Origin of the sequence: Stutzerimonas kunmingensis (assembly GCF_021432085.1) — a bacterium.
Lineage (GTDB): Bacteria > Pseudomonadota > Gammaproteobacteria > Pseudomonadales > Pseudomonadaceae > Stutzerimonas.
This window is the reverse complement of sequence record NZ_CP090366.1, coordinates 55,674-76,510: the sequence shown is the minus strand read 5'-3', so window position 1 is coordinate 76,510 and position 20,837 is coordinate 55,674. Positions and strand designations below refer to the sequence as shown.

The window sequence follows — 20,837 nt, the reverse complement described above, 5'->3', positions numbered from 1 at the left end:
TCATGAGGTAAACGATGTCCCGCATTGCAAACACCCGCTTCTCCGCTCTCGACCTGGCGCCGATCCGCGACGACGGCACGCCGGCCCAGGCGCTGCACAATGCCGTGGCCTTGGCGCGCCATGTCGAGGGGCTTGGCTTCCAGCGCTTCTGGGTCGCCGAGCACCACAATATGGACGGCATCGCCAGCGCTGCCACCGCGGTGTTGCTCGGCTACCTGGCCGCCAACACCACGCGCATCCGCCTCGGCGCCGGTGGGGTGATGCTGCCGAATCACGCGCCGCTGGTGATCGCCGAGCAGTTCGGCACGCTGGAAGCGCTCTACCCGGGCCGCATCGACCTCGGTCTCGGTCGCGCGCCCGGCGCCGATCAGTTCACCGCCCATGCGCTGCGCCGCGACCGCATGGGCAGCGCCGACGACTTCCCGCAGGACGTAGAGGAGCTGGAGCTGCTGCTCGGTCCGCGCCAGCCCAACCAGCGCGTCATCGCCATGCCCGGCGTCGACAGCAACATACCGATCTGGCTGCTCGGCTCCAGCCTGTTCAGCGCCCAGCTGGCCGCGGCCAAGGGTCTGCCCTACGCCTTCGCCTCGCACTTCGCGCCGCGCTACATGCACCAGGCGATCAAGCTCTACCGAGAAAACTTCAAGCCTTCGGCGGTGCTCGACAAGCCCTACGTGATGCTCGGCGTACCGCTGATCGCCGCCGACAGCGACGAGCAGGCCGAGTACCTGGTGACCAGCGTCTACCAGCGCATTCTCTCGCTGATCCGCGGCCAGAGTCTGGTCCTGCGCCCGCCTGTGCAGAGCATGCAGGGCCTGTGGCTGCCGCATGAGCAGCAGGCCGTGGGCGACTTCCTCGGCCTGGCGCTGATCGGCGGCCCGGAGAAGATTCGCGCGCGTCTCGACGTACTGCTCGAGCAGACCCAGGCCGACGAGCTGATCTTCACCTGCGACCTCTACGAAACCGCCGACCGCCATCGCGCCTTCGAGATCGTCGCCGAGCTGCGCCAGTAGAAAGCCGGCCGCTGCCCTGACCGGCGGCGGCCTACCTCGGCCCTGTCGGCGAACCCTGCCGCCGGGCACCGCTCCAATGGCACACACCCCTGGGCGCAACCGCGCCCCGCCATCGGAACACGCATGAATTTTCTCGAATGGATGGCCGTGCTCGGCGTCCTGCTGCTGATCCTCGCCCTCGCCTCGGCCTACCTGCGCTGGCTGCCGATCACCACGTCGCTGATCTACCTCGGTTTCGGCGTGCTCATCGGCCAGCTCGGCATCGGTCTGTGGGAGATGGAGTTCCTGCATATCGCCGGCTGGATGCAACACCTCACCGAAGTAGCGGTGCTGGTGTCGCTGTTCGTCAGCGGCCTCAAGCTGCGCATGCCGCTCAGGCACCCGGCGTGGAAGAGCGCCTATGTACTGGCCGGGCCGGTGATGCTCGCCTGCATCGGCGGCGTCACCTTGCTCTGTTACTACGTGTTCGGCCTGAGCTGGGGTGTCGCGGTGCTGATCGGGGCGATTCTTGCGCCCACCGATCCGGTGCTGGCGAGCCTGGTGCAGGTCAATGATGCCCGCGACAGCGACCGCCTGCGCTACGGCCTGTCCGGTGAAGCGGGCTTCAACGATGGCACCGCGTTTCCCTTCGTGGTCTTCGGCCTGATGCTTATCGCCCAGGGCCAGCTGGAAGCCGACTGGGTCGGCGAGTGGGCGCTGCATCGGCTGCTATGGGCGGTGCCGGCTGGGCTGCTGATCGGCTTTCTGCTGGGCAAGCTGGTCGGCCGCGTGGCGATCTACCTGCGCGCACGCCACACCGATACCGCCATGTCGCCCAACGATTCGCTGGCCCTGGCGCTGATCGCGCTGGCGTACGTCGGCGCCGAGCTGGCCGATGCCTGGGGCTTTCTCGCCGTGTTCGCCGCGGGCCTCGGCCTGCGCCATGCGGAAATGGCCGCCGCCGATGATTCGGAGACGCCGTCCGAAGAGCTGATCAACGATGCCGTGCCGCATCTTGCCGAAGGGGGTCTAGCGCCGCGCGCGCTGTCACTGGATGACCGACAGCTCGGACAACCGCGGGTCGCCGCGGGCGTGCTGATGGGTGATGTGCTGGCGTTTGGCGGACAACTGGAGCGCAGCCTGGAAGTGCTGCTGGTGACCATGCTCGGGGTGCTGGTCTCGGTGCACTGGGACTGGCGTGCGGTGCCGCTCGGCCTGGCGCTGTTCCTGCTGATTCGGCCGCTGAGCGTGATGCTGCTGATGCCGCGGCGCTACCTCGACCGCGCCCAGAGCCTGACGGCCGGCTGGTTCGGCATTCGTGGCATCGGCAGCCTGTACTACCTGAGCTACGCGGTGACCCACGGCCTGATGCCGGACGAAGCGCATACCATCATCGGCCTGGTGTTATCGGTGGTAGCGCTGAGCATCGTGCTGCACGGACTCAGCACCCAGCCGCTGCTGCGTCGCTACGAACGCAGCCGCGCTGCCGCCGACTGAACGGCGGCCGCGCGTGGCGATCAGCTGTTCTCGAGGCGGAAGCCGACCTTCATGGTCACCTGGAAGTGACCGACCTTGCCGTTCTCGACATGACCGCGAATCTCGCCAACCTCGAACCACTCGACGTTCTGCAGCTTGCTGCTGGCTTCGGCGATACCGTTCTGGATCGCCTCATCGACGCTGTTGCGCGAGGAGCCGACGATTTCAATCTTCTTGTACGTGTGATGATCCGACATTGAACAATCCCCTTCTGGTCTGAAGAGCCTCCGCTCGGTAATGACGCGTCCTGTTGATTGAGGCCCGCAGAGCGCCCCGGAAGTTCAGCGGAGCGGTCGATCCGCCGATGGCGGGCGGCGAATCGCCCTCGGCGGGATGGGTGGATGACGCGCAGCTTGTCCGCGCGCTTCCGGCACGATCACCCGATGCGTTGGTAGCGGTAATGCTGCGGCTTGAATACCTGGTTGAAATGCCGCCCCAGCGAGTCGGCTTCGAGCAAGGCCTGCACCGCTGCGGGCGGGACCTTTTCGTAGCGGTACAGCGCGCCGCTGCTGAATTCCACTTCCAGCACCTGCTGCTCGGGGTCGTAGCCGAGCGAGCGCAGGCTGCGCGAAGACACCGCCGCACGCTTCATACCGCCGGCCCGGGTTCCTGGGTGAAGCCTTCGGCCTGCATGCGCCACAGCGCGTCGAATTCGCCGCCACGGCTGCGCAGCTCCTGCGGCGGACCGTCTTCGACGATACGGCCGTCGCGCAGCACGATGATGCGATCAAAGCTCGACAGCGTGGACAAGCGGTGCGCCACCGCGACCACGGTGCGGTTGTGCACCAGCAGGTTGAGTGCCGCCTGGATCTCGCCCTCGGACTGGGTATCCAGCGCCGAGGTCGCCTCGTCGAGAATCAGGATCGGTGCGTCCTTGAGGAATGCGCGGGCAATGCCCAGGCGCTGGCGCTGGCCACCGGAGAGCATCACCCCGCGCTCGCCGACCAGGGTGTCGTAACCCTGCGGCAGTTCGCGGATGAAGCCATCACAGAAGGCACTGCGCGCCGCCGCGACCACCTCCTCGTCGCTCGCATCCGGACGCCCGTAGCGGATGTTCTCGCGGATGCTGCGGTTGAACAGCGCGGTTTCCTGCGGCACCACGGCGATCTTCTCGCGCAGGCTGTCCTGGCTGACGCTGCGGATGTCCTGGCCGTCGATGAGGATGCGCCCGTCCTGCACGTCGTCGAGGCGCTGAATGAGGTTGATCAGGGTCGACTTGCCGGCGCCGGACGAGCCCACCACGCCGACCTTCTGCCCCGCCGGAATGTGCAGATCCAGCCCGTCGAACACGGCACCACGATCTGGATAGGCGAAGCGGATGCGCTCGAAGGTGATATCGCCTTCGGCCAGCATCAGCTGGTTGTCGGTGTCATCCAGACCATGGGGCTGCACGATGATGCGCAGGGTGTCGTCGATGGCACCGATCTGCTGCGTGGCATCCACCAGCGCCAGGGCCAGATCCCGCGAGCCGTGCAGGATGCGAAACGTCAGCGCGCTGACCAGCACCACGTCGCCGGCGGTCACCGTGCCGGCTATCCACAGCTTGATCGCCCACACCAGCATGCCGCCAGCCATCACCGACAGGCAGATATCGTGCATCACCCGGGCCTTTTCCAGGTACATCCAGCTGCGCCGCTGGGCACGGGCTTCGAAGCCGATCTCGTGGGCCAGGCGTTCGGCCTCGCGATCACGGGCGGAAAAGGCCTTGATGGTCCAGACGTTGGAGACTGCATCCACCAGCTCGCCGCCGACCCGTGCCGATTGCGCGGCAAAGCGCTGATGCTTGTAACGACCACGAATACCGAACCCGGTGATCAAAACGGCAACGATGGCAACGAAGATGATCAACGCCACGGCCATGCGCACGTCCACCGTGAGCAACACCACCACGGCGCCAAGAAAGTCGACGATCGGCGGCACGATCTTCCAGGCCAGCCCGCCGTAGATGGCGCCAGCCGCCTGGCCAACGGCAGAGATGCGATTGCCCAGCGAGCCGGCGAAATGCTCGGTGAAATAACGCATCGGGTGGCCGGTCAGGTGCCTGAACAGGTCGACGCGGATATCCACCACGCTGGCCACCACGGTGCGGCAGCCCAGCCAGCCACCCAGGCGCCACAGCACGTTCTCGCTGACGATCAGGCCGATGAACAGCCCCAACGGCCACCAGACATTGGCCGACGCGCGATCCGCAGTGCCCTGGGCCATGGCGTCGACCAGCAGCTTCATGCCGTACTGCACCGCCACCGCGCAGCTGGCCGCGCCGATGATCAGCGCCAGCAGGCCACCGAAATGCCAGGGCCGGGCGCAGATGTAATGCCAGAGAAAGGCGACCGGGCGGCTGGGTAGCGGCAGCTCGTCCGGCTTGGCCTGAGGCACGGCGGCCGCCTGGTTCATGGCGTGGCTTCGGCTAGCTGTAGAGTCGGGCTGGAGTGGCTGAAACGCATCTGCTGCAGCCGCAGTTCATCAGCCAGCCCTTCATGCACGCAGCGCTTGCCGTTTTCGTCGGGAAAGCCGAGCAGCCCGACCGGGCAGTGCCGCTCATCGGTCCAGCCCGGGTAATCCAGCACCGGATACAGGCAGATGCCTTCCACCGGCACCCCGGCCTGCATGGCCAACCCGGCCTGCTCGCTGACATAGCGCAGCCAGTCCCCGCGCACGTCGCCTTCGGCGCCGGTTTCGGCTATCAGCAACGGCCTCCCATAACGCTGATGGATTTCCCGCAGGATGCCCTTGAATGGTCGGTAATCCGGGTTGTCGCGCTCGATGGTACGGCCATCACCGTGGTACCACTGGTTGTTCGAGTAGTAGTTGATGCCCAGCACGTCGAGGTACTCCGGCGCGCCGCCAAGCCCCGGCCATTGCTCGCCGCATAGCATGTCCCAGGCCTCGAACTGCGACTGGCGGAAGCGCTCGGCGTCGCGCTGTGGGCCGGGCCGGTCGTTGCCCGCGACCACATGGATGGCCGGATCGACCTGGACGAAGCGCGCCCGTGGCTCGACCGCGCGGATCGCCTGCATCGCGGCGATGGTGGCGCGCACCAGTTGGTGCTTGAGTTCGAAACCACGGCCGCGGGCCATCGGATTGAAATAGGCCTCGTCGCCACCGGCCCAGGCCCAGAAGGAGATTTCGTTGAGCGGCGCATAGAACGGCACCTCGCCGGTCTCGTCCTTGATCAGCTGCGCGGCCGCGGCGGCATAGCGGGCGAAGCGCTCGACGAACTGCGGTCGCCAGATGTCGATGTCGTCCGGCCAGCCGTAATGGCACAAATCCCAGATCACCTGGGTGCCCTGGCGCTGCGCCGCCTGCAGCATCGGCAGGAAGCTCGACCAGTCATATTGCCCCGGCGCCCGCTCGATCAGGTGCCAGCGCAGACCGTCGCGCACGCTGTGCAGGCCGTGGCGGTGCAGCTCGGCATAGTCGTGGGCGGCCCAGCGGTCATGGCCGGTCGCGGCGATCAGGTCGAGACGCCGACCGTCGCTACGCCGGTGGTTGGAACACTCGAAACCGCCAAGGAAAAAACTCTTGAACAGGGAGGGACGGTGCATCGTTTACCTCATGGATGACTCGGTGGCCGCCCGCGTGGCCGAAGACTCGCCGGCGCGCGGCGAGCCTCAGGCATAACGACCGCTGCGCTTCAGCCGAGTTGCTCGGGCACCGCTTGCGGCTGCGTTGCCAGCTCAGCTTCCTCGATGCGCTTGTACAGCGCCAGCGCCTGCCCGACTACCTGATCCATGTTGTAGTACTTGTAGGTGCCGAGGCGGCCGACGAAGGTCACGCCGGGCGTCTGGTCCGCCAGCTGCTGATAGCGCTTGTACAGCTCGGCGTTCTCCGGCCGCGGGATCGGGTAGTAGGGATCGCCCTCCGCCGAGGGGTACTCGTAGGTGATGCTGGTCTTCGGATGGGCCTGCCCGGTGAGGTGCTTGTACTCGCTGATGCGCGTGTAGGGCACATCCTCGCTCGGGTAGTTGACCGTACCCACCGCCTGGAACTGTTCCTGGTCGAGCTGCTTGTGTTCGAACTTCAGCGAGCGGTACGGCAGCTTGCCGAAGCGGTAATCGAAGTATTCATCGATGGGGCCGCAGAAGATCAGGTGGTCGTACTGAACCTCGTCGCGGATCTCGCGGTAGTCCGTGTTGATCATCACCTTGATGTTCGGATGCGCCAGCATCTTCTCGAACATCCTGGTGTAGCCGTACTTGGGCATCTGCTGGAAGGTATCGGTGAAGTAGCGGTCGTCGGTGTTGGTGCGCGTGGGGATGCGCGAAGTCACCGACTTGTCCAGCTGCGACGGGTCCAGTCCCCACTGCTTGCGGGTGTAGCCGCGGAAGAACTTCTGGTACAGCTCGCGGCCGATGCCGTTGATCACCACGTCTTCGCTGGTCTGGATGTTCTCCACCGGCTCGGCACGGCTGGCGAGGAAATCTGCCGCTTCCTCTTCGGTGGTCATGTTCAGACCGTAGAGCCTGTTGAGCGTGGTCATGTTGATCGGGATTGGTACTTCCTGCCCGTCCACTTGCGCCAGCACGCGATGCTCATAGGGGCGCCACTCGGTGAACTGCGAGAGGTAGTCGACGATGCGCTGAGCGTTGGTGTGGAAGATGTGCGGGCCGTAGCGATGGATCAGCACGCCGGATTCGTCGTGATAGTCGTAGGCGTTGCCGGCGATGTGCGGGCGCCGGTCGACCACCAGTACGCGCTTGTTCAAGCCCCTGGCCAGCCGCTCGGCGAGCACGCTGCCGGCGAAGCCGGCACCGACGATCAGGTAATCGAAGCCACGCCTGCGCGCCTGCGGCTCTTCGCCGGCACCACCGCCCAGACGTTCCGGGTTGCTGTCTTGCGGGGTCATATCGCGCATTGCATCTTCTCCTTCATCAGGCTCCAGGTGTGGTCCCAGGACATATCACCGAGGATCTCGTCGGCCTTGGCCAACAGCGCATCGCGGTCCTCGGCATCGGCCAGGGCGGCTTCTGTCGCGGCGACGAACGCCTCGGCACTGTCGGCGATGCGCACGATGCCGGTGTCACCGTAGGTGCGCACCACGTCGGTGATCGGCGTGGACACCACCGGGCAACCGCCGGCGAGGTATTCGGGGGTCTTGGTCGGGCTGATGAAGCGGGTCGATTCGTTCAGCGCGAACGGCATGATCGCCACGTCCCAGCCCGACAGGTATTGCGGCAGCGCGTCGTAGGTCTTGCCGCCGAGGTAGTGGATGTTGTCGCGGCGCGGCAGCTCGGCTGGGTCGATCTTGACCACCGGGCCGATCAGCACGATCTGCCAGTCCGGCTTCGTCCGCGCCACCTGCTCGATCAGCTCGAGATCGAGACGCTCGTCGATCACGCCGTAGAAGCCCAGGCGCGGATGGGGGATTTCCGCCTGGTCGTCCGGGTCATGCTGCGGCCGGCGCGCGGCGGCGAAGTGCTCGACATCCACGCTGCTGGGGAACGGATGCGCATTGTCGTGGCGCTGGCGCTTGGCCTCGTAGAGGCTGTAGCCGCCGGTAAAGACCAGATTGGCGCGACACATCAACTCCACTTCGCGCTCGATCAGCTGCGGTGGCGCACCGCGAAAGGCCGAGAGTTCGTCCATGCAGTCGTAGACGATCAGGTTCGGTGCCAGATGATCGGAGAACGCCAGGCTCATCGGCGTGTAGTACCAGAGCATCAGCTCGCTGACGCCGAGCTTCTCCAGGTAGCCATCGAGCAACTGGCGCTGCACGCGGGTTGCATCCTCCCCCTCACAGCCGGCTGGCAGGCGTGGGATCAGCACCTGCACGCCGTTCTCTTCGGGTCGCACTTCCAGCCAGGGTTCGGCGTCTTCGGTGGGAATGGGTTCTTCGTGGAAGAGCACGTTGTAGTCGCGCGTGAAGCGCGACATCAGGTGCTGCGGGCGCTGGTAGACGAAGCTCCAGCGCAGGTGCGAGAGGCACAGCAGCGTCGGGATCTGATCGTCGAAGACCACTTCGGCCGGCGCCTGCTGCGCGTTGCGGGATTTACCGATGTCGTACTGGAACGGGCCGGCCCAACTCATGTAGCACCTCGTTATCGCTGGCGGCGCCCAGGCCTCCGATGCCCGTTCACCCGTCACTTGAAGCCAGCGCTGCCCTGCGTAAGGCGTGTCGTCTCGCGGTGGCCGCGGGTCGTTCAACGTCCTGCAACCCTCGCCACCTGCCGGTAGTGGACGACATTCAGCGGTACGGGTTCCCGCCAATCATCAATTGGTGCAGGCCGTCGACCGGCCGGCGGTTGGATGGAACTCGTTCGAACCTTGCCCCGTCCCTATCAGCAGGACGCCTGATCAATCCGGCATCGGAACCCTGCGCGCAGCTCGTCATCGCCGTCCCGTTCCGTTTCGCCGATCCCAGATTGCGGAGACTCATGCAGCGCCATTCACTGGCCAGCCGCAGTGTCCCGAGCGTGTCGAAAAGACAGCGAATGCGGAGGTAGACAGATGATTCTGGTAACAGGAGGGGCCGGCTACATCGGCTCACACGCGGTGCTCGAACTGCTGCAGGCCGGGCATGAAGTGCTGGTGCTGGACAATCTGTGCAACAGCTCGCAGGCCGCTCTGGACCGAGTCGAGCAGCTCGCCGGGCGACCGCTGCAGTTCGTCAGGGGCGATGTGCGCAACCGCTCGCTGCTCAAGGCGCTGTTCGCTGCCTACCCGGTCAGCGCGGTCATGCACTTCGCCGGGCTCAAGGCGGTTGGCGAAAGCGTGCGCGAGCCGCTGCGCTACTACGAAACCAACGTCGGCGGCAGCATCGCGTTGTGCCAGGCGATGGCCGAAGCCGGTGTGTTCAGGCTGGTGTTCAGCTCCTCGGCGACGGTCTACGGTGAATCGCCGGTGATGCCGATCACCGAGGACCGCCCCACCGGCGTGCCGACCAACCCCTACGGCCAGTCCAAGCTAATGGCCGAGAACGTGCTCAAGGGCCTGGCCGATTCCGATCCGCGCTGGTCGATCGGCCTGCTGCGCTACTTCAACCCCATCGGCGCGCACGAGTCGGGGCTGATAGGCGAAGACCCCAACGGCGTGCCGAACAATCTGCTGCCGTACATGCTGCAGGTGGCGGTGGGCCGGCGAAAGCAACTGAACGTCTATGGCAACGACTATCCGACACCCGATGGCACCGGCGTGCGCGACTACATTCACGTGGTCGATCTGGCCAAGGGGCACCTGAAAGCGCTGGAGCGCTTGCAGCTGATTCACGGTGTTTCCACGTGGAACCTCGGCACCGGCAAGGGCCACTCGGTACGCGAGATGATCACCGCCTTCGAGGAAGTCACCGGGCGCCCCCTGCCCCACGTGATCAAACCGCGCCGCAGTGGCGACATCGCCCAATGCTGGTCCGACCCGACCAAGGCCGAACTGGAACTCGGCTGGCGCGCCGCAAAGGACCTGACCACCATGCTTGCCGACGCCTGGCGCTGGCAGAGCCGCAACCCGCGCGGCTACGCCGAGGAAAAGGTCGCCGCCACGGAAGTCTCCACGCAGACTGCCCTGGCCAGTTAAGCCCCGGTCGGACGGCAGACCGGTACACGACCAGCCACCCGGGCGGCAAAGTCCGCCCTATTGCCGGTCTATCTGGTGACCAGCGCCGGACAAGGACATCGCCGGCTCATCCCCGCTCCACTTCAAGCGGTTGTCGATGCCAGCCACAGTGACCTGCGCCGGGCCGTCGAACACCAGTTCCAGCTCGTGATCAGCGCCTAATACCTCAACGATTGCCGTCTGGCCTCGGCCAAGGATGGTGGTGCGGATATGGTTCTTGTTGGTGTCCACGGTCAGGCGGTCGACGGACTTCGCCGTTACGCTGTTTCCGATGCCAGACACTTCCAGCGCAGACGCCTTTTCCAGGCTGATCTCATGGTCTGTCCCGTAGACCTGCACCACACCACAGTCCCCGGTAAGGCTGATCTTGTTGGCATTACCGGAGATGGCCACGTCCTTGCCAAGGCAGGGCACATCCCGTGACAGCTCGATGCCATCCAGTTCGATCGGTTGAGCATGGGCAGCCGCCGCCAACAGCAGGCCGGCCGCGAGCATCGCAGCAGAAGCGCAAGCATTCATTCGCTAAGTCCTTTCGAGGCAGAAGAAGGCATCGGAGAAAACCGCTGCGATCGTAGATCGCTCCGCTGCCGTGCGGCGTAGGACTCGATGGCGACGACCGAGTTCACGCCGCCAAGGACGCGCGTGGCGAGTTGCGTCATGCAGCACGCGCGAGTAACCACCCGCTGTTCGCGCCCGTAGCGATCTGCGCTTTCCAATCGCCGCATTCATGCCACTGAACGAACCGCATCCGAAGGAGCTCCGTTCTGTGAGAGCGATCTCGATCGCGGCAGCCACGCCGGTGCTTTCCGCCTGACTCTACCCTGGCTTCTGCGCACCGCGCAGCTCGTCTCGCAGCCACTCCGCCAGGCGCTCGGCACGCCGATCCAGCCGCCGTGCCGGCACCCAGAGCGCCAGCCGGGCGCTGGTTTCGACGAAACCCCAGGGCGCGAGCAGCCGCCCCGATTTCAGATCGTCGGCGACCAGCTGCTGCGGCGCGATAGCCACACCCAGCCCGGCCAGTGCCGCCTCCAGGAGGAAGTACAGGTGCTCGAAGCTCTGCCCGAGGTGCAGCTGCGTGGGGTCCAGTTGCTGCCGGCGAGCCCAGCTCGGCCAGGCCTGCGGGCGCGAGGCGGTATGCAGCAGCGCTTCGTCGAGCAGTGCCGCGGGCGGTGCGCTGCGCAGTTCGGCACAGCGCGGATGGTAGGGGCTGAGCACCGGGCCGATGCGCTCGACGGCCAACTCGAACACCTGCATGTCCGCTGGCCACGGCGGCTCGGCGTACCACAGCGTGGCATCCAGCCCCGGTTTGCGTGGATCCAGCTCGCCCTCGCTGGCAGACAGCTGCAGACGCAGCTCGGGCAGGTCGCGATTGAGCCGGTCCAGCCGCGGGATGAACCAGCGCGCCAGCAGGCTGCCGGGACAACCGAGAACGAACGGCGCCTCGGCCGTCTGCCGCTGCAGCTCGGCACAGGTGCTGCGCAGGCGCTCGAAGGCCTCGCTGGCGGCATCGCGCAGGCGTACCCCTGCATCGGTGAGTTTTACGCCACGACCTTCCTTGATGAAAAGGCCTATACCCAGCTGCTCCTCAAGCTGCTTGACCTGCCGGCTGACGGCCCCGTGAGTGACATGTAGCTCGCGCGCCGCTTCGCTGACACTACCCAGGCGGGCGGCCGATTCGAAGGCACGCAGGGCATTGAGCGGGGGAAGATCCTGAGCCATAGTGTGAGTTTTCCTGACAGGTCGCGGCGATCTTATCGCTTTTAACCCGGCGCCCATAGCCGTACCCTGAGGCCATCGCATCATCCGACGCCTGTGGCAGCGGTCTTGACCGCGAATGCGCCGAAACGCGTTCAGGACAAGTACCCAAGCACAGGCCCGGCAACCGTTACAGGAGCCTCACATGACGTCATACCGCAGCGGTCCCGACGACCGCGGCCTGTTCGGCCGCTTCGGCGGCCAGTTCGTCGCCGAAACCCTGATGCCGCTGATTAACCAGCTGGCCGCCGAGTACGAGAAGGCCAAGAGCGATCCGGCCTTCCTCGAGGAGCTGGCCTATTTCCAGCGTGACTACATTGGCCGCGCCAGCCCGCTGTACTTCGCCGAGCGCCTGACCGAGCAGTTCGGCGGCGCGAAGATCTACCTCAAGCGCGAAGACCTGAACCACACCGGCGCGCACAAGATCAACAACTGCATCGGCCAGATCCTGCTGGCCAAGCGCATGGGCAAACAGCGCATCATCGCCGAGACCGGCGCCGGCATGCACGGCGTGGCCACCGCCACCGTGGCCGCGCGCTTCGGCATGCAGTGCGTGGTCTACATGGGCACCACCGACATCGAGCGCCAGCAGGCCAACGTCTTCCGCATGAAGCTCCTGGGCGCCGAGGTGATCCCGGTCACCGCCGGCACCGGCACGCTGAAGGACGCGATGAACGAAGCCCTGCGCGACTGGGTGACCAACGTTCACAACACCTTCTACCTGATCGGCACCGCCGCCGGCCCGCACCCCTACCCGGCCATGGTGCGCGACTTCCAGTCGGTGATCGGCAACGAAGTACGCGAGCAGATCATGCAGAAGGAAGGCCGCCTGCCCGACTCGCTGGTTGCCTGCATCGGTGGCGGCTCCAACGCCATCGGCCTGTTCCACCCGTTCCTCGATGACGAAGCGGTACAGATCGTCGGCGTCGAAGCGGCCGGCCACGGCATCGACACCGGCAAACACGCCGCGAGCATGGCCGGTGGCGCACCGGGTGTGCTGCACGGCAACCGCACCTTTCTGCTGCAGGACGCCGACGGTCAGATCACCGATGCGCATTCCATCTCCGCCGGCCTCGACTACCCCGGCGTCGGCCCGGAGCACGCCTGGTTGCACGAGATCAAGCGCGTCGAATACGTGCCATGCACCGACGACGAAGCATTGAAAGCTTTCCACCTGTGCTGCCGCCTGGAAGGCATCATCCCCGCGCTGGAATCCGCCCACGCCCTGGCCGAAGCCTTCAAGCGCGCGGCGAAGCTGCCCAAGGATCACCTGATGGTGGTCAACCTCTCCGGCCGCGGCGACAAGGACATGCAAACCGTCATGCACCACTACGACGAACAGGAAGAACATATATGAGCTCGGTGAACTCCCGTCTGCAGACGCGCTTCGCACAGCTGAAGCAGGAAAACCGCGCCGCGCTGGTGACCTTCGTGACCGCCGGTGACCCGGACTACGACACCTCGCTCGCCATCCTCAAGGGCCTGCCCGAGGCCGGCGCCGACGTCATCGAGCTGGGCATGCCGTTCACCGACCCGATGGCTGACGGCCCGGCGATCCAGCTGGCCAACATCCGCGCTCTGGCGGCGAAGCAGAACCTGCCGAAGACGCTGCAGATGGTCCGTGAGTTCCGCGAATCCAACAACAGCACCCCGCTGGTATTGATGGGCTACTACAACCCGATCTTCGCCTACGGCGTCGAGCGCTTCGTCAGCGATGCGAAAGAAGCCGGTGTCGACGGCCTAATCGTCGTCGACCTGCCGCCGGAGCATAACGACGAACTCTGCGACCCGGCCCAGAGCGCCGGCATCGACTTCATCCGCCTGACCACCCCGACCACCGACGACCAGCGCCTGCCGGTCGTGCTCAACGGCAGCTCGGGCTTCGTCTACTACGTCTCGGTGGCCGGCGTGACCGGTGCAGGTTCCGCCACCCTGGAACACGTCGAGGAAGCGGTAGCGCGCCTCAAGCGCCACACTGACCTGCCGGTGTGCGTCGGCTTCGGCATCCGCACGCCGGAACAAGCCGCCGCCATCGCACGGCTTACCGAAGGCGTGGTGGTGGGCTCGGCACTGATCGACCAGATCGCCGGGGCCAAGAGCCCGGAAGACGCGGTGGAAGGTGTGCTCGGCCTGTGCCGCCAGCTCAGCGCCGGAGCACGCGGCGCCCGCGGTTGAGGCTTTAGTGCCGTAACCGAAAAGCCGCTGCTCCCGTGAGAGGGCAGCGGCTTTTTCGTTCGTGTACCGGGCGTTCGTTGCCTCAGGAATGGCCTATCCGGTGGGCTTCAAGCCACCACGGCGCGCCGCATCTATCACCACTGCTTTTCTGCAAGACCATTCACTCATTGCCTACAGGCGTCAGACATGGACATCAACGACCTCCCCTTCGGTACTACCGACTGGGCGACTATTGAACCCACCCTGCATCCAGGCGAAACCGGCAGCGCTTACTGGCGCACCCGCCAGTTTGGCCCCATCCGCGTGCGCACGGTCGAGTACACCCCGGGTTATCTGGCCGACCACTGGTGCAGCAAGGGCCATATCCTGCTGTGCCTGGAAGGCAAACTGCACACCGAGCTTCCTGATGGGCGCCGCTTCATCCTTACGCCGGGCATGAGCTACCAGGTCGCCGACGGCGCCGAGCCGCATCGCTCATCTACCGAAGTGGGGGCAAAGCTTTTCGTGGTGGATTGATTGCGTCGCCTCTGCAACCTGAGGCGCACGACGCGGGATCAGTGCCTGCGATGCAGATGCGCGGTGGACGATCGCACCGCCATCGACAGCAGAGGCGCCCCATCGCTCGGCTCAACCTTTCTTTTTCTTCTTTTTCAGCGCCTTCAACCGCTGCGCCGCGCGCTCCACGACGGCCTTCTTGTCCGGGCGCTTCATGCGTTTCCATTTGCGGATCTCGTCCTTGGTGCGGCCGCAGCTGGTACAGAGTTCGTCAGTGAGCTTGCAGACGGAAATGCACGGATTCTCGACGTCCTTGCCCATGGTCAGTGCCGTGTCGTGGCGTTGCGGGCCAGGCGGCGTTGCCAGTCACCGCCATCGTCGCGCTTGCAGGCTTTCTCGCTGTCGAAGCGCACCGGTGCAATCAGGGCATCCATATCCACACCCGCCTCAGCGAGTGCCGCCCGGGTAAGCGCCTGCATGCGCGCGCCCTGCCCTTGGCCAATCGCCAGCGCCCGCTGTGCCTCGGTGACGAATACCCAGGTGACCTGCAGGCTCTCGGGGAAGCGCGCGTAATCGACCTCATGGGTGAGCCAGCTGAAGCCGACGACCTCCGCCTTGCCCGCCTCGCAGGCCTGGCTCAGGCAACTGGCAAGTTGCCGTTCCATACGGGTCTGATCGCGTTTGCTGAGGGGCATCGTGCCGTCCTGTATCCGGGTTAGGCCCCGAGTGGATGGGACAGTAGGAAGGAGTCTAGCGCGACCGCTGCATGCCGGATCGTCGGCACCGCTTGTTGTCAGTACCACTGATCGATTACTGACTATGGTTGCCACGCTCGCGGCAATCTCACACAGCGAGGCGCTAGCGTGGGCTGTAGGCAGTCATGAAGGAAGGACCCTGGGCGCTACAGCTTGCGGTAGCGGCGGCACTGCTGAACGACATATTTGCGCACATGCTGAACCTTCGCCCAACCCACCTCATCCATGCCAACCGTCTCCAGCTCGGCTTGCAACTCGGCGCTATTGGCAGCTGGCTCGAGCAGATCCAGCATTTGCCGCAGCTCCCGCAGTACGAACGGCGGCGCAAGGCCCATGTGGCGTGCCAGCTCTTCCCAATCGGCTCTGCGCAGCTGCTGCGGATGGAAGTTGCTGCCGACCGCGAAACCAAGACTGGGGCTGTATGGCAGCACCATCGTACATACCAGGTCATAGGCCGGCGCCAATGACCAGCGCCCCTTGGCGTCTTGTAACAGCGAAATGTTCTTGGCATGGCCATCGCTGTTGCCGGCCAGCACGTTGAATATCTGCCAGCGCAGCAGCTGGCGCACCTGCAGCGCAGGCATGGCCGTCACCGCGCGCAACAGGTCTGCGCAGGCAGCCAGCGTCGGGCCGCCCTCTTCCTGGTACTTGAGCCGCCGCGGATAGCCAAGCGCCTGGCACATGTCCTCCTGGTGCACACGCTCGATCTGGTTATCCACTCGCTCACGATCGTAACGAGTCACAGCAAGATAGTGAGCCTTCCCTGCCTGACCTGCGTGCGAGTCGGGAACCACAAGCCCAGCGATCCGAGCCAGGCGGTTCATATAGAGCTCGTTGAAAACCAACGCCGGCTTTAGCGAGAACTTGATCAGATGCGAAGAAGCGGCGGCGCCGCGCGGGAGGTAGAGCTGGCCGCCTTCGAGGATTACGGGAATCTTGTCCTGGGCGCCGGCAAGCGAAAGCCGTGTCGCCTTGCCCGGCTGGAACAAGGCGTAGCGCTCCTTACCCTGCGCCCAGCGCGCCAGCTGATTGGGGTCGACCGGCTCCTGGCCAGATTCGATCAACGCATCGGCCCGCTCCGGGTCAACAATGCGCAACGCACCGGCACAATCACCACCGATGGCGGCCAACAGCGAAAAGTCGTCATCAGCGATCCCAAGCCGGTTCACCAGCAACTGCCGCGAAGCTTCTTCGGGAAGCAGATTGGCAAACCAGTTATGTGCCGTGCCGAGCGTTGGCGCAAACATACCGGTTGCAAGCGGCAAGCTATTGGAGATTGCAAACCGCGCTGCTTCGCTATAACGAAAACCCATGCTGCGGCCATCGTCACCCAGCCAAAGCTCACCGATACGGCAATCACCCCGGTAGACGCCGAGCAGTCCGCTCACAGGTCGCTCCCGTCACGTCTAGCCGCCAACAGCTCGATGCCAAGCGTATGACACACGTTCAGCACCCGCCCGAACGAACAGCTCTCGCGGCCATTTTCCAGCTCGCTCAGAAAGCGCACGCTCACGCCACATAGACCGGCAGCGTCCACCAGACGCAGCCCCTGACCCTTGCGAGTGCGCTGGATCAGCTTGCCCAGCTCGGCCATCGAAACAAATGCGGTAGGTCCACCCATTTTCCCGTTCCGTACAATTTGCCCTTCGGAAACAGCTCCTTTCGCTTTTTTCCCAGTAGGGAAAATACTCTCCACCGCTGGTCGATGCACTGGATTTTTTACCGATCGGGAAAAAAATTTCTAGTTCATCTCAAAAAACCCCCTCGCAGAACAAACCATCGCCCATCGATGACCAATATCGACCCGCTTGATTTCGACAGCGCCGGCCGAGGGCGTAGCATGCCCTGCACATCCCCAGAGCCACCGAGGAGATTGTTCATGCCTGATACCCCTTACGTCCCGCCGAAGATCTGGACCCACGACGCGCCCTCGGGCGGCAAGTTCGCCAGTATCAATGCCCCGACCGCCGGTGCGCGGGAGGAGAAGGTGCTGCCGGTGGGCAAGCATCCGTTGCAGCTCTACTCGCTGGCCACGCCCAATGGCGTGAAGGTCTCGATCATGCTTGAGGAGCTGCTCGCCGCCGGCCACAGCGGCGCCGAGTACGATGCCTGGCTGATCAACATCGGTGAGGGCGATCAGTTCGGCAGCGGCTTCGTCGAGATCAATCCGAACTCGAAGATCCCCGCGCTGGCCGATCACAGCGTCGCAGGCAAACCGCTACGGGTGTTCGAGTCCGGTTCGATCCTGGTCTACCTGGCGGAGAAGTTCGGCGCCTTCCTGCCCACGGAAATCCGTGCGCGTACCGAGACGCTGAACTGGCTGTTCTGGCAGATGGGTTCGGCGCCCTTCCTCGGCGGCGGCTTCGGCCACTTCTACGCCTACGCGCCCGAGAAGTACGAGTACCCGATCAACCGCTACGCCATGGAGGTAAAGCGCCAGCTCGACGTGCTCGACCGCCAGCTGGCGGAGAACCGCTACGTGGCCGGTGACGACTACAGCATCGCCGACATGGCGATCTGGCCCTGGTACGGCGTGCTGGCGCGGGGCGAGCTGTACGACGCTGGCGAATTCCTTTCCGTGCAGGACTACAAGCACGTCCAGCGCTGGGCCGCGGAGGTCGCCGAGCGCCCGGCCGTGATCCGCGGGCGCAAGGTCAATCGCACCTGGGGCGATGAATCCGAACAGGCCCCCGAGCGCCACAGCGCTGCCGACCTCGACTGAAGCGCAACCGGATCGGGCGGTGGAAGGCGCGAAGCCTTTCCACCGCCCGCCATCTTGCGCAGGCAGGCTGCCCAGCCCCGGCCGAGGGGGCCTGCTTCAAAGCTCCCTAATCGCCGCGCAGTCCTCCGCGCAGCGACTGCACGGCCCTCCTCCGACCGCTGATCCTCCACGCTGAACTATGCCGATGCGCTCCGACCCAATATCTATGAGCGCCGCGAAACCCGCGACCGGCGAGGCCTCGCCAACACTCGGGCCGCCATCATCGCGACACGCGCAGCGCTCGCAACCCGGTTGTTCAACACAACGTGAGGTGGATCATGAGACATACACTGGTAGCAGCGTTCGCAACGCTGACCGACGCCAACCGCACCCGCGGCGATCTGATGTCGCGGGGCATAGCGCGGGAACAGATTCACGCCATTGGTGCCGAGAGCGCCGATATCCATGCCTACGATGCGCCCTACACCACCACTCCCGACGTCCCGGTGGATCGTACGCATCACGAATCCAAGGTCACGCATTTCTTCAAATCGCTGTTCGGCCATGAACCGCACGAAACGCACCGCCACTACGCCACCGCCTATCCAGATGCCGTACGCCGCGGTGCCCTGGTGATCGCTGTGGATGTCGACGATGAAGATCAGCTGGCCAAGGCGCGCGATGCCCTGGAATACAACGGTGCCATCGACATCAACGAGCGCGGCGGCAGCGGCGCAGTCGAAGGCTATCCAGGCCCGAGCAGCCCCTATGCTGGCGCGACCGGCGGCGACAGCCACCTCGACAAGCACTTCAGCGCAACCGGCACGGCAACCGCTGGCAGCGACCGCCCTCTGAGTGGCGCGCACACCGGCGACGGTGCCCACATCGGCAATACAACCGCGCCCGGCGCCGATCCGACCGATTACAACGACCGCAGCTCGGCCGACACCGGTCGCTATGACATCGGCGGCGCGGCCAAGCGCGCCGGCACCGACTACCCGGACACCACCGCTACCACGGCACCCACCGGTGCCGGCGCGACCGGCCACGGCAGCAGCCCGGACACGCCGGAAGTGGCACCCGGCGTCGGCACCCGTGACGCCGGCCTCTGCCGCGACCGCATTTGCGTGATCCAGCGGCCGAGCTGACCGCTGCTGCGCAGTACCACGGGCCGCATCGCGCGGCCCGTTTTATGTCATGTCGCGGTCGGGCAGCCACACCCTGACGACGCGCAATCCATCACGGCCATAGCCTGCTGCGACGATTGGCGCTGGGCCGGACTGCTGAGTGCTGGCTGCGCCCGGCGTATTCTGGCGCTTCAGGCGGCCCGAGCGCTGCCAAGCATGCAGAGGGCCACGCCATGCCAACGCTGAGAACCGTCTCGTCCTGCCTGATGCTCTGCCTTGCCGCTTCGAGTGTCTGGGCTGCGCAGCCGGCCATGGAGCAGACGGAAGGCGACTCGAAGTGCGCCTTCGTCCTGCATGAAGGCGGCAACATGCACACCGACCAGGCGGCCCTGCGCGAGCGTCGCGCCAAGGCGTACGAAGTGGAGTTGCGCGAAGCCCACGACGAGCTGATGGCCGCCAAATACGCCATCACCCAGAAATACCTGGCCAAGCTGCCGGCCCATGAGCGCGAAGCCATGCAGGCCGAAGTGGCCGCGCAACACGCCACCTTCGCCTACCGCTACCCCCGAAGCCCACGCGCGCTTGCTGCAGAGCAATCCGCACAAGACCGAGATCAGCCAGGACTGACGGGCCCCGAGGGCAACCCGCGCAGGGTGGAAAACGGCAACGCCTTTTCCACGCGCCTGCATCACCGCACCCCACGAAACGCGAAGAGTTCACGGCTTCCTAGCGCCCGTGCCGCCCCGCGCCCAACGCCCGCAGCAGCCCGGCTCGGCCAATCACCAACGCCAGACATTCCTCCGCCGCACCCAGCGCCGCATTGACCAGCGGCCTCGGCTGATAGGGCTTGCGCAGGCTCAGCCCGACCTTGGATGCGACCAGCGCCGCCGTCGCACCAAGCAACGCCGGCACCAGCACCGGCTCGCGACGGACACCCGCCAACGCCGCCGCGCTGACGCCGCCGGACAGCGCACGAAACATCATCGATGGCACGATGGTGCGATCCGGCGCGAAGGGCATCTTGTCGCCGATCATCTCGCTGGCCGCGAGCGTTGGCAGAAAGGTCTGCGCGGTGTCCGACGTCAGCAGTTGCGCGGCCTCCCCCGCCCCGGCGAGATCATCGCGCTCGCTCAACGCCCGGCTGACCAGCGTCGGCGCCAGCATGCTGCGCATGCCCGTCACCGCCCCGATCGCCAGGGCGGCCCATAACAGATTGCTCGAAGTCGACATCGTCAGATCTCCCGGTGGTTACCAATACCGACCGGGTGCCCGTCGCCAGCGTTCGGCTGCGCGCGCAGCCAGCGACGGATGACACGCTCGCAGTGCTCACCACTGGTAGAGCCCGTAGGCGAACACGCCGAGACCAAAGCCCATCTGCGCCAGCAGCAGCGCGCGGATGGCGAAGGTGTAGCTGATCACCCGGCTCTGCCCCAGCGCATCGGCAGCGAACAGCCGGTGGCTCTCGGGAAACTCGGCCTCCATCTCCTTGAGCGCGGTGATGGTCAGTTCCAGCAGCTGCCGGCTGCGTGCATCTACCAGCCAGAACACCTGCGCCAGCAAGACGGTAAAGGCACCGAGCAGAATCAGCAGCCCGGGCGAGAAGCCGCGCTGCAGCGCCGCCAGCACGCCGCCATCGGCGAAAATCGCCAGCACCACGAAGAAGTTGAAGCCACGCAGGCGCTGCTCGGCATTGAGCTTGAAATGCGCCCAGACAAACTCTCGACCATCCACGCGTTTGCCCTCTGACGAAACC

At 65.4% G+C, this 20,837-nt stretch carries 22 protein-coding genes and 1 pseudogene; 9 read left to right on the top strand and 14 right to left on the bottom strand.

Annotation, left to right across the window (positions count from 1 at the left end):
- The first annotated feature begins 14 nt into the window (after positions 1-14).
- A complete protein-coding gene (locus LW136_RS00375; RefSeq protein WP_234174380.1) occupies positions 15-1,013 on the top strand; it encodes an LLM class flavin-dependent oxidoreductase in 999 nt (332 codons plus the stop codon).
- A 123-nt stretch (positions 1,014-1,136) separates the two neighbouring features.
- On the top strand, positions 1,137-2,489 hold the full coding sequence (locus tag LW136_RS00370; protein ID WP_234174379.1) for a cation:proton antiporter: 1,353 nt from the start codon (positions 1,137-1,139) through the stop codon (positions 2,487-2,489).
- Positions 2,490-2,509: 20 nt separating this feature from the next.
- On the opposite strand, the gene LW136_RS00365 is transcribed toward LW136_RS00370, so the two are convergent.
- The 6 genes from LW136_RS00365 to LW136_RS00340 all read right to left on the bottom strand — a co-directional run bounded on the left by LW136_RS00365 (position 2,510) and on the right by LW136_RS00340 (position 8,555).
- Entirely contained in the window at positions 2,510-2,725 is a 216-nt protein-coding gene (locus LW136_RS00365) for a dodecin (RefSeq protein WP_014818555.1), read from the bottom strand.
- A gap of 179 nt (positions 2,726-2,904) precedes the next feature.
- The gene (locus tag LW136_RS00360; protein ID WP_230357634.1) at positions 2,905-3,120 is read right to left on the bottom strand and encodes a KTSC domain-containing protein; all 216 of its coding nucleotides are present in this window, start codon (positions 3,118-3,120) and stop codon (positions 2,905-2,907) included.
- Complete coding sequence (locus LW136_RS00355) at positions 3,117-4,922, bottom strand: ABC transporter ATP-binding protein (protein WP_234174378.1); 1,806 nt, start codon at positions 4,920-4,922, stop codon at positions 3,117-3,119. The genes LW136_RS00360 and LW136_RS00355 overlap by 4 nt, the downstream gene beginning before the upstream one ends.
- Entirely contained in the window at positions 4,919-6,073 is a 1,155-nt protein-coding gene (locus tag LW136_RS00350; RefSeq protein WP_234174377.1) for a glycoside hydrolase family 1 protein, read from the bottom strand. Before LW136_RS00350 ends, LW136_RS00355 begins: the two co-directional genes overlap by 4 nt.
- An 89-nt stretch (positions 6,074-6,162) precedes the next feature.
- Positions 6,163-7,383, bottom strand: coding sequence for a UDP-galactopyranose mutase (gene glf, locus LW136_RS00345; RefSeq protein ID WP_234174376.1), 1,221 nt, complete (start codon positions 7,381-7,383; stop codon positions 6,163-6,165).
- Positions 7,371-8,555, bottom strand: a complete 1,185-nt coding sequence (locus tag LW136_RS00340; protein WP_234174375.1) for a glycosyltransferase family 1 protein — start codon at positions 8,553-8,555, stop codon at positions 7,371-7,373. The genes glf and LW136_RS00340 overlap by 13 nt, the downstream gene beginning before the upstream one ends.
- 420 nt (positions 8,556-8,975) lie before the next feature.
- Here LW136_RS00340 and galE point away from each other — a divergent pair, with 420 nt between their 5' ends.
- A complete protein-coding gene (galE, locus tag LW136_RS00335; RefSeq protein ID WP_234174374.1) occupies positions 8,976-10,037 on the top strand; it encodes a UDP-glucose 4-epimerase GalE in 1,062 nt (353 codons plus the stop codon).
- A 57-nt stretch (positions 10,038-10,094) separates the two neighbouring features.
- Here the strand turns inward: galE and LW136_RS00330 are convergent, their stop codons facing one another.
- Positions 10,095-10,595, bottom strand: coding sequence for a DUF3060 domain-containing protein (locus tag LW136_RS00330; RefSeq protein WP_234174373.1), 501 nt, complete (start codon positions 10,593-10,595; stop codon positions 10,095-10,097).
- A gap of 297 nt (positions 10,596-10,892) precedes the next feature.
- On the bottom strand, positions 10,893-11,795 hold the full coding sequence (locus tag LW136_RS00325) for a LysR family transcriptional regulator (protein WP_234174371.1): 903 nt from the start codon (positions 11,793-11,795) through the stop codon (positions 10,893-10,895).
- A gap of 181 nt (positions 11,796-11,976) precedes the next feature.
- Between LW136_RS00325 and trpB the strand changes: the two genes are divergently transcribed.
- From trpB to LW136_RS00310, 3 genes are all read left to right on the top strand, one after another.
- The gene (trpB, locus tag LW136_RS00320) at positions 11,977-13,188 is read left to right on the top strand and encodes a tryptophan synthase subunit beta (protein ID WP_014818546.1); all 1,212 of its coding nucleotides are present in this window, start codon (positions 11,977-11,979) and stop codon (positions 13,186-13,188) included.
- Positions 13,185-14,006 carry a tryptophan synthase subunit alpha gene (trpA, locus tag LW136_RS00315; RefSeq protein WP_234174369.1) on the top strand — a complete coding sequence of 274 codons (822 nt, stop codon included), beginning with the start codon at positions 13,185-13,187 and terminating at the stop codon, positions 14,004-14,006. The genes trpB and trpA overlap by 4 nt, the downstream gene beginning before the upstream one ends.
- Positions 14,007-14,192: 186 nt before the next feature.
- Complete coding sequence (locus LW136_RS00310) at positions 14,193-14,522, top strand: DHCW motif cupin fold protein (RefSeq protein ID WP_234174368.1); 330 nt, start codon at positions 14,193-14,195, stop codon at positions 14,520-14,522.
- Positions 14,523-14,633: 111 nt separating this feature from the next.
- Here the strand turns inward: LW136_RS00310 and LW136_RS00305 are convergent, their stop codons facing one another.
- The 4 genes from LW136_RS00305 to LW136_RS00290 form a co-directional block, all read right to left on the bottom strand.
- The gene (locus LW136_RS00305) at positions 14,634-14,822 is read right to left on the bottom strand and encodes a DUF1289 domain-containing protein (RefSeq protein ID WP_042925871.1); all 189 of its coding nucleotides are present in this window, start codon (positions 14,820-14,822) and stop codon (positions 14,634-14,636) included.
- A 2-nt stretch (positions 14,823-14,824) separates the two neighbouring features.
- Positions 14,825-15,196 carry a hypothetical protein gene (locus tag LW136_RS00300; RefSeq protein WP_234174366.1) on the bottom strand — a complete coding sequence of 124 codons (372 nt, stop codon included), beginning with the start codon at positions 15,194-15,196 and terminating at the stop codon, positions 14,825-14,827.
- Positions 15,197-15,402: 206 nt separating this feature from the next.
- Entirely contained in the window at positions 15,403-16,644 is a 1,242-nt protein-coding gene (locus tag LW136_RS00295) for a type II toxin-antitoxin system HipA family toxin (RefSeq protein ID WP_234174364.1), read from the bottom strand.
- The gene (locus tag LW136_RS00290; RefSeq protein WP_230357644.1) at positions 16,641-16,877 is read right to left on the bottom strand and encodes a helix-turn-helix domain-containing protein; all 237 of its coding nucleotides are present in this window, start codon (positions 16,875-16,877) and stop codon (positions 16,641-16,643) included. Before LW136_RS00290 ends, LW136_RS00295 begins: the two co-directional genes overlap by 4 nt.
- Before the next feature lie 258 nt (positions 16,878-17,135).
- Between LW136_RS00290 and yghU the strand changes: the two genes are divergently transcribed.
- The 3 genes and pseudogenes from yghU (at position 17,136) to LW136_RS00275 (ending at position 19,711) form a co-directional block, all read left to right on the top strand.
- The gene (yghU, locus tag LW136_RS00285) at positions 17,136-17,978 is read left to right on the top strand and encodes a glutathione-dependent disulfide-bond oxidoreductase (protein ID WP_234174363.1); all 843 of its coding nucleotides are present in this window, start codon (positions 17,136-17,138) and stop codon (positions 17,976-17,978) included.
- Positions 17,979-18,295: 317 nt separating this feature from the next.
- Positions 18,296-19,105 (top strand): hypothetical protein, encoded by an 810-nt coding sequence (locus tag LW136_RS00280; RefSeq protein ID WP_125897394.1) that lies wholly within the window; start codon positions 18,296-18,298, stop codon positions 19,103-19,105.
- Between the two features lie 212 nt (positions 19,106-19,317).
- Positions 19,318-19,711, top strand: a pseudogene (locus tag LW136_RS00275) (hypothetical protein).
- Between the two features lie 99 nt (positions 19,712-19,810).
- Here the strand turns inward: LW136_RS00275 and LW136_RS00270 are convergent.
- Positions 19,811-20,314: a DUF4126 family protein gene (locus LW136_RS00270; protein WP_234174361.1), complete on the bottom strand. Its 504-nt coding sequence runs from the start codon at positions 20,312-20,314 to the stop codon at positions 19,811-19,813.
- A 96-nt stretch (positions 20,315-20,410) separates the two neighbouring features.
- Positions 20,411-20,815, bottom strand: a complete 405-nt coding sequence (locus LW136_RS00265) for a hypothetical protein (RefSeq protein ID WP_042925965.1) — start codon at positions 20,813-20,815, stop codon at positions 20,411-20,413.
- Positions 20,816-20,837 lie beyond the last annotated feature (22 nt).

Excerpts from the sequence above, each read along its gene's own strand:
- LW136_RS00370 (WP_234174379.1), top strand. The coding sequence starts at position 1,137 with ATGAATTTTCTCGAATGGATGGCCGTGCTCGGCGTCCTGCTGCTGATC.
- LW136_RS00340 (WP_234174375.1), bottom strand. The coding sequence starts at position 8,555 with ATGAGTTGGGCCGGCCCGTTCCAGTACGACATCGGTAAATCCCGCAAC.
- LW136_RS00330 (WP_234174373.1), bottom strand. The coding sequence starts at position 10,595 with ATGAATGCTTGCGCTTCTGCTGCGATGCTCGCGGCCGGCCTGCTGTTG.
- LW136_RS00365 (WP_014818555.1), bottom strand. The coding sequence starts at position 2,725 with ATGTCGGATCATCACACGTACAAGAAGATTGAAATCGTCGGCTCCTCG.
- LW136_RS00325 (WP_234174371.1), bottom strand. The coding sequence starts at position 11,795 with ATGGCTCAGGATCTTCCCCCGCTCAATGCCCTGCGTGCCTTCGAATCG.
- LW136_RS00310 (WP_234174368.1), top strand. The coding sequence starts at position 14,193 with ATGGACATCAACGACCTCCCCTTCGGTACTACCGACTGGGCGACTATT.
- LW136_RS00300 (WP_234174366.1), bottom strand. The coding sequence starts at position 15,196 with ATGCCCCTCAGCAAACGCGATCAGACCCGTATGGAACGGCAACTTGCC.
- galE (WP_234174374.1), top strand. The coding sequence starts at position 8,976 with ATGATTCTGGTAACAGGAGGGGCCGGCTACATCGGCTCACACGCGGTG.
- LW136_RS00270 (WP_234174361.1), bottom strand. The coding sequence starts at position 20,314 with ATGTCGACTTCGAGCAATCTGTTATGGGCCGCCCTGGCGATCGGGGCG.
- LW136_RS00305 (WP_042925871.1), bottom strand. The coding sequence starts at position 14,822 with ATGGGCAAGGACGTCGAGAATCCGTGCATTTCCGTCTGCAAGCTCACT.
- LW136_RS00360 (WP_230357634.1), bottom strand. The coding sequence starts at position 3,120 with ATGAAGCGTGCGGCGGTGTCTTCGCGCAGCCTGCGCTCGCTCGGCTAC.
- trpB (WP_014818546.1), top strand. The coding sequence starts at position 11,977 with ATGACGTCATACCGCAGCGGTCCCGACGACCGCGGCCTGTTCGGCCGC.
- LW136_RS00355 (WP_234174378.1), bottom strand. The coding sequence starts at position 4,922 with ATGAACCAGGCGGCCGCCGTGCCTCAGGCCAAGCCGGACGAGCTGCCG.
- glf (WP_234174376.1), bottom strand. The coding sequence starts at position 7,383 with ATGCGCGATATGACCCCGCAAGACAGCAACCCGGAACGTCTGGGCGGT.
- yghU (WP_234174363.1), top strand. The coding sequence starts at position 17,136 with ATGCCTGATACCCCTTACGTCCCGCCGAAGATCTGGACCCACGACGCG.
- LW136_RS00290 (WP_230357644.1), bottom strand. The coding sequence starts at position 16,877 with ATGGGTGGACCTACCGCATTTGTTTCGATGGCCGAGCTGGGCAAGCTG.
- LW136_RS00350 (WP_234174377.1), bottom strand. The coding sequence starts at position 6,073 with ATGCACCGTCCCTCCCTGTTCAAGAGTTTTTTCCTTGGCGGTTTCGAG.
- LW136_RS00280 (WP_125897394.1), top strand. The coding sequence starts at position 18,296 with ATGAGACATACACTGGTAGCAGCGTTCGCAACGCTGACCGACGCCAAC.
- LW136_RS00375 (WP_234174380.1), top strand. The coding sequence starts at position 15 with ATGTCCCGCATTGCAAACACCCGCTTCTCCGCTCTCGACCTGGCGCCG.
- trpA (WP_234174369.1), top strand. The coding sequence starts at position 13,185 with ATGAGCTCGGTGAACTCCCGTCTGCAGACGCGCTTCGCACAGCTGAAG.